The organism is Bradyrhizobium sp. UFLA06-06, assembly GCF_054820065.1.
The window spans coordinates 1-10,889 of the sequence record NZ_JADFUD010000119.1 but is presented as its reverse complement, the minus strand read 5'-3'; the positions used below and the strand labels follow the sequence as shown (position 1 = coordinate 10,889).

At 65.9% G+C, this 10,889-nt stretch carries 12 protein-coding genes; 6 read left to right on the top strand and 6 right to left on the bottom strand.

Translation table 11 applies throughout. The features are described 5' to 3' along the window. A partial coding sequence (locus tag IF803_RS41590) for a potassium transporter Kup (protein WP_461196068.1) occupies positions 1–1,760 on the bottom strand: 1,760 nt, incomplete at its 3' end. 167 nt (positions 1,761–1,927) lie between these two features. Then, the gene (locus IF803_RS41585; RefSeq protein ID WP_038387125.1) at positions 1,928–2,185 is read right to left on the bottom strand and encodes a hypothetical protein; all 258 of its coding nucleotides are present in this window, start codon (positions 2,183–2,185) and stop codon (positions 1,928–1,930) included. Between the two features lie 266 nt (positions 2,186–2,451). Here IF803_RS41585 and coaD point away from each other — a divergent pair, with 266 nt between their 5' ends. From coaD to queA, 5 genes are all read left to right on the top strand, one after another. After that, positions 2,452–2,949, top strand: a complete 498-nt coding sequence (gene coaD / locus IF803_RS41580) for a pantetheine-phosphate adenylyltransferase (RefSeq protein WP_028340745.1) — start codon at positions 2,452–2,454, stop codon at positions 2,947–2,949. A 46-nt stretch (positions 2,950–2,995) separates the two neighbouring features. After that, positions 2,996–3,559, top strand: a complete 564-nt coding sequence (locus tag IF803_RS41575) for a peptidylprolyl isomerase (protein ID WP_028340744.1) — start codon at positions 2,996–2,998, stop codon at positions 3,557–3,559. A gap of 6 nt (positions 3,560–3,565) precedes the next feature. Continuing rightward, positions 3,566–4,006, top strand: coding sequence for a hypothetical protein (locus tag IF803_RS41570; RefSeq protein WP_411779926.1), 441 nt, complete (start codon positions 3,566–3,568; stop codon positions 4,004–4,006). Next, entirely contained in the window at positions 3,982–4,446 is a 465-nt protein-coding gene (locus tag IF803_RS41565) for a peptidylprolyl isomerase (RefSeq protein ID WP_028340742.1), read from the top strand. The genes IF803_RS41570 and IF803_RS41565 overlap by 25 nt, the downstream gene beginning before the upstream one ends. A gap of 114 nt (positions 4,447–4,560) precedes the next feature. Further along, the gene (gene queA / locus IF803_RS41560; protein WP_461196067.1) at positions 4,561–5,637 is read left to right on the top strand and encodes a tRNA preQ1(34) S-adenosylmethionine ribosyltransferase-isomerase QueA; all 1,077 of its coding nucleotides are present in this window, start codon (positions 4,561–4,563) and stop codon (positions 5,635–5,637) included. A 192-nt stretch (positions 5,638–5,829) separates the two neighbouring features. Here queA and IF803_RS41555 read toward each other — a convergent pair whose 3' ends face one another. From IF803_RS41555 to IF803_RS41540, 4 genes are all read right to left on the bottom strand, one after another. Then, positions 5,830–6,867: an aspartate-semialdehyde dehydrogenase gene (locus IF803_RS41555; protein ID WP_304495325.1), complete on the bottom strand. Its 1,038-nt coding sequence runs from the start codon at positions 6,865–6,867 to the stop codon at positions 5,830–5,832. A 316-nt stretch (positions 6,868–7,183) separates the two neighbouring features. After that, a complete protein-coding gene (locus IF803_RS41550) occupies positions 7,184–7,801 on the bottom strand; it encodes a PepSY domain-containing protein (protein WP_304495326.1) in 618 nt (205 codons plus the stop codon). Positions 7,802–8,063: 262 nt separating this feature from the next. Further along, positions 8,064–8,813 carry a TetR/AcrR family transcriptional regulator gene (locus tag IF803_RS41545; RefSeq protein ID WP_461196066.1) on the bottom strand — a complete coding sequence of 250 codons (750 nt, stop codon included), beginning with the start codon at positions 8,811–8,813 and terminating at the stop codon, positions 8,064–8,066. A gap of 96 nt (positions 8,814–8,909) precedes the next feature. Next, entirely contained in the window at positions 8,910–10,043 is a 1,134-nt protein-coding gene (locus IF803_RS41540) for a patatin-like phospholipase family protein (RefSeq protein ID WP_461196065.1), read from the bottom strand. Between the two features lie 248 nt (positions 10,044–10,291). Between IF803_RS41540 and IF803_RS41535 the strand changes: the two genes are divergently transcribed. Then, the coding region (locus tag IF803_RS41535) for a tRNA guanosine(34) transglycosylase Tgt (RefSeq protein ID WP_461196064.1) at positions 10,292–10,889 on the top strand (598 nt) is incomplete at its 3' end.

Here is a 10,889-nt window from a genome sequence, read left to right as displayed (position 1 = left end):
GGAATGATGGTCTCGCGACCGATGTAGTAGGTCACATCGGTCAGCCGGAGACCGGGCAGTTTGCCCTGACGGCAGGCGAGCTTCAGCCCTTCGTAAACGGTCGGATATTGCATGAAGCCGTAACGCAGGATGACCCGGATGATGCCCGGGGTGACGTCGTGAACCACAACGCGATCCTCGTCCGAGATGCGCGGGGATTCCTCGATCTGTACCGTGACCAGCAGCACGCGCTGGTGCAGCACGTGGTTGTGCTTGACGAACTGGGTCAAGGCGAGCGGCACGCCGTTAGGGGCGGAGGCGAGGAATATGGCGGTGCCCGGCAGCCGGCTGTGGCACTTGTTGACCGCGGTCTCGATCAGATCTTCTTCCGGCTGACGCAGCTTGCTGCGCGCCGTCTCGACCAGTTTCACGCCGCCGCGCCAGGTCAGCATCAGGAAGGCCACCGCAGCGGCGAGCAGCAGCGGGAACCAGCCGCCTTCGAACAGCTTGGTCGAGTTCGCCGCAAAGAAGATCGCGTCGATCACGAAAAAGAAGCCGTTCACCGCGATCACGATGATCGGCGAATAGCCCCACTGGATCGCGACCAGCGCTGCAAGCAGCGTGGTGATCGCCATCAACAGCGACACCGCAATGCCGTAGGCGCCGGCGAGTGCGTCGGAGCTGCCGAAGACCAGTACGGCGCCGAGTGTCCCGGCGGCGAGCAGCCAGTTCACCAGCGGCACGTAGATCTGCCCGATCGCATCGCTCGTGGTGTGCTCGATGTGCATGCGCGGCAGGAAGCCGAGCTGGATCGATTGCTGGGTCAGCGAGAACACACCCGAGATGATGGCCTGCGAGGCGATCACCGTGGCAATGGTCGCGAGCAGCACGAGCGGGTAGTGCGACCAGTCCGGCGAGAGCTGGAAGAACGGGTTGTCGATCGCGGTCGGGTCGGTGATCAACAGCGCGGCCTGGCCGAAATAGTTCAGCACCAAGGCGGGCAGGCAGACGGCGAACCAGGCGAGCCGGATCGGAAAGCGGCCGAAATGTCCCATGTCGGCGTACATCGCCTCACCGCCGGTCACCGCGAGGAAGGCGGCGCCGAGGATGGCGAAGCTGACGTGAAAATCTTGATGGATCAGGAAATCGAATGCATAGAGCGGGCTCAGCGCAACCAGCACACCGGGCGCCTTGACGATGCCGTGAATGCCGAGCGCTGCCAGCACGGCGAACCAGAACAGCATCACCGGGCCGAAGATCCTCCCGATGAAGCCGGTGCCCTGCTTCTGCATCATGAACAGGCCGATCAGGATGACGACGGTGATCGGCACCACCGCAGGGGTCAGCGAGGGCGCGTCGACCTTGAGGCCCTCGATCGCCGACAGCACCGAGATGGCCGGCGTGATGGCGCCGTCACCATAGAGCAAGGCGGCGCCGATCAGGCCGACCACCAGAAGATGGGCGCGCCAGGTGCCGGGCGCCGCGTTGCGCGCCGAGAGCAGCGCCAAGAGCGCGACGATGCCGCCTTCGCCGCGGTTGTCCGCGCGCAGGATCAGCATCGCGTATTTGATCGAGATGATGAGGATCAGCGCCCACAGGATCAGCGAGACCACGCCGAGCACCGCGCTCTCGGTGAGCGGACCGCCATGGGTGGCGGCCTTGGCGGCTTCCTTCAGGGCGTAGAGGGGGCTGGTGCCGATGTCGCCGTAGACGACCCCGAGGGCACCGAGCGTGACGGCAACCGGGATCGGACTGGACGGGGGGTGGCCAGAAGAAACGATGGCGGGCGTACTCGTCACGGCAATCCCCCGATGTCTTGCGCGCGCCGGGTTATCCGGCCGGGCGCCTTAGACGATAGTCTGCGACGGGACGTCGCAAATTACCATTGGGTTTTGTGTGACGGCCTGACCTTACGCCAGGCTGACGATCGACTTCGCTTGAATGCGCGCTACGGGGTACGGTCGGCGGTGACCAGGCGGGCTTCGCGAACCACCGTCTTGTTGCCGGCGGTGCGCAGGCACGAGGCCTCGAAATTCGGCCAGGCCTGCTGCGAGCAGTCCTTGCCGACCGGGTGGACGTCGAGACGGTCGCTCTTGGCCAGCGGCTGCGGGGTGGAGGCTTCGACCTGCGGCGCAAAGCCCGGCAGCACGGTGAGCGCGGCGGCAATGAACGCGGCAACAGCGATGGCGGAAAGTGCCTTGATCATGACGGTCCCCAGTTGATCGGGCCGCCCGGGCCCGTCGTTTCGTTGTCCAACGTCTACCGGCCGCAAGTTTCCTGGTGTCTTCGCCACCGCGGGAAATGGTTTCGTCGAGGGCCGGTTTTGTTTCGTCCGCCAACGGCCGACGAAACATTCACCCCGTAGACGCTGGCATCCCAGGACTCGTTCACTGGACGACTGGAAATTTGTTTCGAGCAGGCGATGGAACCCGGGCGGCTTGCCGGGGAGAGCCGGGCGGGTTAGGAGGGACCATGTCCCGTATCGCGATCTATCCCGGCTCCTTCGATCCCGTCACCAACGGCCATCTGGACGTGGTGAAACAGGCGGTCTTCCTCTGCGACCGCCTGATCGTCGCCATTGGCGTCCATCCCGGCAAGAAGCCGCTGTTTTCCACCGAGGAACGGCTGGCCATGGTCCATGAGGTGTTCGGCCCCATCGCCCAGCAGGCGGGCTGCGCCTTCGAGAGCGCGACCTATGACAATCTCACGGTCGCGGCGGCGCGTGCGTCCAAGGCCACGCTGATGATTCGCGGCCTGCGCGACGGCACCGATCTCGATTACGAGATGCAGCTGGCCGGCATGAACGAGGCCATGGCGCCGGAGGTGCATACCGTGTTCGTTCCGGCGTCGGTTGCGGTCCGCCCGATCACCGCCACACTGGTGCGCCAAATCGCCCAGATGGGCGGCGACTTCTCTTCATTCGTGCCGTCATCGGTCGCCGCTAGCCTGAAGGCCAAGTTCGCCGGCTGACCCCGGCGGCCTGCCACACCCCGAACGTTAAAGCTCCGGAGTTGCCATGATCCGCATTCTCGCATTCGTTGCCGCGCTGCTCTGCGTCGTGCCCGCGGTCGCGCAGCCGCTGCCGGCCAATCTCGACAAGGCCGATGCGATCGTGATCGACACCACCAAGGGCCGCATCGTCATCAAGCTGCGCACCGACATCGCGCCCAAGCATGCCGAGCGCATCAAGCAGCTGGCGCGCGAGGGCTTCTACAACAACGTGCCGTTCCATCGCGTGATGGACGGCTTCATGGCGCAGACCGGCGACGGCCAGAACTTCAACGGCACCGGCGGCTCGAAATATCCGAACCTGAAGCAGGAATTCTCCCAGGTCCCGTTCAAGCGCGGCATCGTCGGCATGGCCCGGCGCGGCGACAGCGTCGACAGCGCCAATTCGCAGTTCTTCATCATGTTCGCCGACGGATCGAGCCTGAATGGCCAGTACACCGTGATCGGCGAGGTGGTGCAGGGCATGGACGTGGTCGACAAGCTGAAGAAGGCATCTGCGGGCTCGCCTGGCGGAGCCGTCACCGATCCCGACAAGATGGTGAAGGTGCAGGTCGCATCCGACATCAAGTGATCCGCGATGGCGGCGCGCAGCAAACCACGTGCCTGGTTCGCCGCGCCGCTGCTGGTGTGGCTCGCGCTAGGTGGACCTGCGGCGGCCGAGCCGGAGCAACTCAATACGATCAAGGACGTTGTTCTGGCCATCCACCGCTGCTGGCGGCCGCCGCCGGCCGACAAGGCCGGCCCGATCGACATCACCGTCATTGTCAGCTTCAACCGCGAGGGCGCGATCCTCGGACATCCCAGGATCAGCTATGAATCGCAGGAGGCGACCGACAACGACCGGATTGCATACCGGGTCGCGGTGATGGAGACGTTGCAACGCTGTACGCCGTTGCCATTTACCGAGAGCCTGGGCGGCGCGGTCGCCGGCCGTCCATTCGCAATCCCGTTCAGGAATAAGAAGTATCCACCCCGAAGCCAGGAGAAGCGAGCATGGCTGCTACCGAAAATACTCTGATCCTCGAAACCACCCAGGGCCCGGTCACGATCGAGATGCGCCCGGATCTCGCGCCCGGCCACGTCGCGCGGATCAAGGAACTGGTGCGCGAGGGCTTTTACGACGGCATCGTGTTCCATCGCGTGATCGACGGCTTCATGGCGCAGACCGGCTGTCCGCAGGGCACCGGCATGGGCGGCTCCGGCAAGAAGCTGAAGGCCGAATTCAACAAGGAACCGCATGTCCGCGGCACCGCCTCGATGGCCCGCGCCGCCAATCCGGATTCCGGCGACAGCCAGTTCTTCATCTGCTTCGACGACGCCTCGTTCCTCAACGGCCAGTACACCGTCTGGGGCAAGGTCACCGAGGGCATGGAGAACGTCGACAAGATCAAGCGCGGCGAGCCGGTGAAGGATCCGGACAAGATCGTCAAGGCGCGGATGGCTGTCGACGCGGCGTAAGTCAAACACTCCGTCATTCCGGGGCGATGCGCAGCGTCGAACCCGGAATCTCGAGATTCCGGGCTCACGCTTCGCGTGCCCCGGAATGACGGCGCTGAGGTATTAGTCACCGCCATGCGCACCGATCTCTTCGACTTCGAACTCCCCCCGGAAAGCATCGCGCTTCGCCCCGCGAGCCCGCGCGATGCCGCGCGGATGCTGGTGGTGCATCCGGACGGCGTGCTGCGCGACGCCGCGATCGCCGACCTGCCGCAGTGGCTGGAGCCGGGTGATCAGGTCGTCGTCAACGACACCAAGGTGATCGCGGCGCAACTCAAGGGTCGCCGCATCGGACGCGACACCGAGCCGAAGATCGAGGCGACCTTGATCAAGCGGCTCGACGGCTCGCGCTGGCAGGCGCTGGTGAAGCCGGCGAAGAAGCTCAGCCCCGGCGACACCATCCGCTTCGGCAATGAGGGCAGGGTCTGCCTGCTCGGCAATCTCGATGCAGAGGTCGAGGCCAAGGGGCAGGAGGGCGAGGTGACGCTGTCATTCTCGTTCCATGGCCCGGTGCTCGACCAGGCGATCGCCGATGTCGGCGCCACGCCGCTGCCGCCCTACATCGCTTCCAAGCGCACGCCTGACGACCAGGACGTCAGCGACTACCAGACCATGTTCGCCGCCAATGAGGGCGCGGTCGCAGCACCGACGGCGGGGCTGCATTTCACGCCCGCGCTGGAGGCCGCGCTGAAGAACCGCGGCGTCGAGCTGCACCGCCTGACGCTGCATGTCGGGGCAGGGACGTTCCTGCCGGTGAAGACCGAGGAGACCTCGGAGCACAAGATGCATGCCGAATGGGGCTGCATCTCCGCCGAGACCGCTTCCGCCTTGAATGCCGCGCGCGCAAAAGGCGGCCGGATCGTCGCGATCGGCACCACGTCGCTGCGGCTGCTGGAAAGCGCCGCCAATGCCGACGGCGCGATCGAGCCGTTTGCGGCGGAAACCTCGATCTTCATCACGCCGGGCTACCGCTTCCGCGCGGTCGATATTTTGCTGACCAACTTCCATCTGCCGCGCTCGACGCTGTTCATGCTGGTCTCGGCGTTCTCCCGCCTCGAGACGATGCAACGCGCCTACGCCCACGCGATCAGGGATGGCTACCGGTTCTACTCCTACGGTGACGCGTGCCTGCTGTTTCGCGCGCGAGGCTAGCTCCGCAAGCACGGCTGCTTCACCGTCACCCCCGCGCAAAGGCTTCGCCTTTGTCGCTGAGGCGGCCGCTTCTTCAGCGGCCCTCGAAGGGCGACGCCCGACTGGGGCCGATGCATCCTTCGAGACGCCCGCCGCGCGGGCTCCTCCAGCGACAATGGCTGCGCCATTGCGCGGGGATGACGGTTCTTGCATTCACGCCATGGCGCGTTCGGGCAGCAGCTCGGCGATCTGCACCGCGTTGAGGGCGGCGCCCTTGAGCAGCTGATCGGCCGCGACGAACATCGAGATCGAGTGGCCGCTGGGATCGCTGAGATCCTTGCGGATGCGGCCGACCAGCACGTCGTCCTGGCCGGAGGCGTCGATCGGCATCGGGAAGTAGTTCTTGGTGCGATCGTCGACGACCTTGACGCCCGGCGCCCGCGCCATGATCGCGCGCACCTGGTCCTCGGTGATCGGCTTCTCGCATTCGAAGGTGATCGCCTCGCAATGCGCGCGCAGCACCGGCACCCGCACGCAGGTGACGCCGACCGCGATCTTCTCGTCCTCGAAGATCTTGTGGGTCTCCTTGATGACCTTGGTCTCCTCGTCGTTGTAGCCGGTCTGCGGATCAATAGCGGTGTTGTGGCTGAACAGGTTGAAGGCGTAGGGGTGCGGCATCACCTTCGGGGTGTAGACCTGTCCGTTGAGATTGGCGCGGGTCGATTCGACGAGCTCCTCCATCGCGGCTGCGCCGGCGCCGCTCGCGGCCTGGTAGGTCGAGATGATCACGCGCTTGATGCGGTTCTTCTGGTGGATCGGCCACAGCGGCACCAGCGCGGTGATGGCGGCGCAGTTCGGGTTGGCGATGATGCCCTTGTGGTCGCGGATGCGGTTGGCGTTGATCTCGGGGATCACCAGCGGCACGTTCGGATCCATCCGGAACGCCGAGGAATTGTCGACCACGACGGCGCCGGACTTCACCGCAAGCGGCGCGAACTTCCTGGAGATGCCGCTGCCGGCCGAGAACAGCGCGATGTCGACGCCCTCGAAGGCGCGTTCGGTCAGCTCCTCGATCACGACCGGCTTGCCGCGGAAGCTGACGGTCTTGCCAGCCGAGCGGGCGCTCGCCAGCGCCTTCAGCTTGCCGACGCGGAAGCCGCGCTTGTCCATGGTGGCGATGAATTCGGCGCCGACGGCGCCGGTGACGCCGACAATCGCGACGACGGGATCGTTACTCACTTTGTCCTCCATTTCAGTCTCGGTTGAGCATGATCTGATCGGAAAACCGGTTCCCACTTTTCCGGATCATGCTGTTGGGCTGCAGGCAATAAAAAAGCCCCGGACCTTCATCAGGCGGGGCTTCGGGTAGAGATGATGCGGTTCGACCGACTACGCGCGCACGCCTCCCGAGGCCCCGGAGGGCTTGGTGGTTTTGCTGGTGCATTTGGTCGCGGTGATCATGGTTCGGACTTATGCGGGACAGATCGGCGTCCGTCAACGGCTTTTGGGCGAAAACTTGGCGAGGGAAAACTTGGCAAGGGAAGGCTTGGCGAGTCCCGCGCCGGCCTCAGCGCCTGCGCGCGCCGGGCGGTTCGAGGATCACCTCTTTCAGATCGCTGCCGGCGAGCACGACGATGACGAAATTGAGCTTGCCGCGTTCGCGCATCAGGCCACCGCTGATCGCCTTTCCCGAGGTCGTGCGCTCGGCCACCCGCACGGCGTCGGCGAGGCGATGCCGGAGCGCCCTGAGCACGGCGAGGTTGTCACGGTCTTCGGTGCCGAGCGACTTCAGCGGCGCGGCGGCCTCGCCACCCACCACTTCGCCGGTCGCCGCGTCAATGGCGTGGCGCCAGATGCGGTCCTGCTGCATGGTCTTGACCCGGTAGACCGCGGGCTCCGACGCGCCGTCGAAGCTGATGTCGGCGGTGATCGAGCCGGAGTGCAGCGCCTCCGCAATCGCCATCGCCTTGCGCAGCGAGATCTGGGCCGCCTGGAAGCTGTCGAGCTCGCGGCGAACCGCGTGCACGTCGAGCGCGGTGTCGTTGTCCTGCGGGGTGAGCGCCGCGGCCGTTGAGCTCGTGATCGCGTAGGCCGGCGTCGCGAAGGGCAGGGCAATGAGCGCGGTTGCCAGCAGCCGCGTGCCGAATGCCCAATGCCGCAGTGCGTGTAATCGTCCCGTCGTCATGGTCGCATCCGTCGCGTCGAACCGCCCCCCGGGCAGAGAAAGTGCGGCCGACCTTTGTTAGTCAGAGGTCGGCCGCCGAACGTTCAGACGGAGCGATGGCGGCAGCTCCGTCGTGACGATCGAAGTTACAAGGCGACACGAAACCGTTGGGGGGCTGAACTTGGGTTCCGCGTCTCATTGCAACTAAACAATACGGTTTCGTTCTGTTTTCTTCAAGGTTCATCACGACAACGTGTGAGACGATGCAACGATCCTAAAACTGTCAGCGGGCTGGGCGGCGGCGCGCCTTCGTCGCTTCCTTGGCCGTACCGCGAAGCCGGTCCTGCGGCCCGACGGCGCCGGCAAGAAACAGCCGGATCGAGACTTCCATCCGGGTCTCGGCGGTCTTCATGTCGATCGGAATTCCGAATGTCGCCATCCGGTGGGTGTGGCCGACCACCATGTTCAGGAATGTCTCGGCCGCGATCGTGGTGTCCTCTAGGTCGAGGACACCCATGTCGACCAGATGGTCGAAGAAATCCGCCGTGGTGGAAACCGCCTTCGACCAGCCCTCGTCGACGGCAAGCTTGGCGACCTCGGGGAAATTGATCGCTTGCGCGGTCAGGATCCGGCTGAAGGCGATGGAGTCGGCGCTGCAATTCAGCACCAACAACTGGCGGCCGAGCTCGGTCAGCCGTTCCTCGACCGAACCGTCGCAGTTGCCGCCGGTCTGCGCTTCGGCCGCCGCGGCGGCGAGCGGGGCCAGCCAGCGGGCGATCTCGCGGCGGAGCACCGCGGCGAACAGGCCGCGCTTGTCGCCATACTGACCGTAGACGGTGGGCTTGCTGACGCGGGCGGCCTCGGCCACCGCGTCGATCGACGTCGCATCGAAGCCGCGCTCGAGGAACAGGCGGGTGGCGACCTCGATCAGCCGCTGGTCGCGCTCGATCGCGGCGTCCCGCGTCGGCCGGCCGCCGCGTGACTTGATCACGCTGCGCTTGGCCGCTTTGGCCTTGGTTGCCGTCAATCCCATTTGCCCATTCATCTCGTTGTGCGTCGGACGGGTCTGTCCGGTCTATAACCCGCGCGGTGCGGATTCGTCCATTCGGCGGTACCGGGAGCAGGCCGCTCATGGGGGCGTCGTGGTCCAGGCCTGCCCGGCGGCGGCCTTGTCGTATCCGTACTGGTAGAGCGCGCGCATATAAGCGGTGTCGAAGCCCTGCGTTTCCGGCGCCGGATAGTCGCGTTCGATATAGGACAGATGGAAACCCAGCCGGTTGCGCCGGGCGAAGTCATAGGTCGAGAGGATGACGGAGCGCGTCTGCGCCTGCGTGATCGCGGAAATGCTGCGCGAGGCGACGTCGATCGTCGAGTTCGACACCAGCTCGAAGTTGCCTTCGAGCTTCTTGTTGACGAGTATGTAGATGTTCATGCGGCCATTGGCGGCCCAGCCGCGCTCGCGGAACAGCAGCGCGTCCGGCAGCGTCAGCACCGGCGCGGTCACGCCGCCGTCGACATGCATCTCCTGGAAGCGCCGGCCCTGGCCCTCGGCGTCGATCATGATCGGCGGAAACACCAGCGGGATGCTGGCGGAGGCGGCCATCACGTCGCGAAACAGCTGCAGCGCCTCGGGCGTTCCGACGGCGGCGATCCGCCCCATGTCCCAGATCACCGTGCGCTGGGTGTCGAGATCGGTGGTGACGATCAGGAGCTTTCGGCCCTTGGCGTTTTCGCGCGCCACCTCGCTCAGGATGTCCGGCCCGACGTAGCGCGCCACCAGTTCGCGCAGCCGCTTGTTGCCGAACAGGCCGGAGCCGAACAGCACCCGCATCAGGCTCGGATCCTGCAGCAGGCTTTCCGCGATGCCCGAGGTGTAGACCTCCTTCAGCGTGTCGTCGTAGCGCGGGCCAAGGAAGGCAAAGGGCGCAATCAGTCCGCCGGTGCTGACGCCGGAAACAACCGAAAAGGCCGGGCGGTTGCCGGCCGCAGTCCATCCGTTGAGGACGCCCACGCCATAGGCCCCGTCGGCGCCGCCGCCGGAGAGCGCGAGGTAGGTCTTGATCGGGGCGAGGTCGCTCTTCTCGAGCTTGAATTTTGACGCCGGCTCGTCGGCATAGCGGCGCAGCCCGTCGATGTCGAGCACCCGCGCATTGGCGGCATCGGCGGCCGTGTAGGGCATCCGCGGCAGCGAGCTGCAGGCCGCCAGCGCCAAGGCGAGGCCGCACAGCAGGACCGCTTGCCGGATCGTGCGGGCGGCCGTCATCCGAGGGCCGGCGCCGGCGGGCCGGGCGCTAGGGGGTGAGACCATCTCTGCCAGTCACGTTCGCGGATTGACGTCGCTGCGGAAGCCGGTTGCCATATTGTCGTCATAAAACGACACTGTTTCGTTTTGTTTAGCGGGGCGGACGATGCAAGGCAAGCGTCCGGCCGGTTGCCCGTGTTCACGAAGTCGCGCGAGGGCCGTTATCCGACGGGTTGATCGGGCACCGGCGACACGCAATAAGCAGCCGCATGAATCTTCCCAACCATTTCGAGCTGTTGGCAACCGACGGCGCCGCCCGCACCGGGCGCCTGACCACGCCGCACGGCCTCGTGCGGACGCCCGCCTTCATGCCGGTCGGCACCGCGGGCGCGATGAAGGGCATGCATTGGCGCGAGGTGCGCGATGCCGGCGCCGACATCGTGCTCGGCAACACCTATCACTTGATGCTGCGGCCCGGCGCCGAGCGCATTGCCGGGCTTGGCGGCCTGCAGCGCTTCACCGGCTGGGGCGGCCCGATGTTGACGGATTCCGGCGGCTTCCAGGTGATGTCGCTGTCGGAGCTGCGCAAGGTGACCGAGAAGGCCGTGACCTTCCGCTCGCATATCGACGGCACCAAGGTCGAGCTGTCGCCGGAGCGCTCGATCGAGGTGCAGCGGCTGCTCGGCTCCGACATCGCCATGCAGATGGACGAGTGCGTCCGGCTGCCGGCCGAGCGCGCCGACATCGAGCGCGCGATGCAGCTGTCGCTGCGCTGGGCCGAGCGCTCCAAGCGCGCCTTCGAGGCGGCGCCGGACGGCTACATGCTGTTCGGCATCGTGCAGGGCGGCGACGTCCCGGATCTGCGGC

Coding starts and splice junctions, on each gene's coding strand:
- IF803_RS41585 (WP_038387125.1), bottom strand. CDS start 2,185: ATGATCAAGGCACTTTCCGCCATCGCTGTTGCCGCGTTCATTGCCGCC.
- coaD (WP_028340745.1), top strand. CDS start 2,452: ATGTCCCGTATCGCGATCTATCCCGGCTCCTTCGATCCCGTCACCAAC.
- IF803_RS41575 (WP_028340744.1), top strand. CDS start 2,996: ATGATCCGCATTCTCGCATTCGTTGCCGCGCTGCTCTGCGTCGTGCCC.
- IF803_RS41570 (WP_411779926.1), top strand. CDS start 3,566: ATGGCGGCGCGCAGCAAACCACGTGCCTGGTTCGCCGCGCCGCTGCTG.
- IF803_RS41565 (WP_028340742.1), top strand. CDS start 3,982: ATGGCTGCTACCGAAAATACTCTGATCCTCGAAACCACCCAGGGCCCG.
- queA (WP_461196067.1), top strand. CDS start 4,561: ATGCGCACCGATCTCTTCGACTTCGAACTCCCCCCGGAAAGCATCGCG.
- IF803_RS41555 (WP_304495325.1), bottom strand. CDS start 6,867: ATGGAGGACAAAGTGAGTAACGATCCCGTCGTCGCGATTGTCGGCGTC.
- IF803_RS41550 (WP_304495326.1), bottom strand. CDS start 7,801: ATGACGACGGGACGATTACACGCACTGCGGCATTGGGCATTCGGCACG.
- IF803_RS41545 (WP_461196066.1), bottom strand. CDS start 8,813: ATGGGATTGACGGCAACCAAGGCCAAAGCGGCCAAGCGCAGCGTGATC.
- IF803_RS41540 (WP_461196065.1), bottom strand. CDS start 10,043: ATGACGGCCGCCCGCACGATCCGGCAAGCGGTCCTGCTGTGCGGCCTC.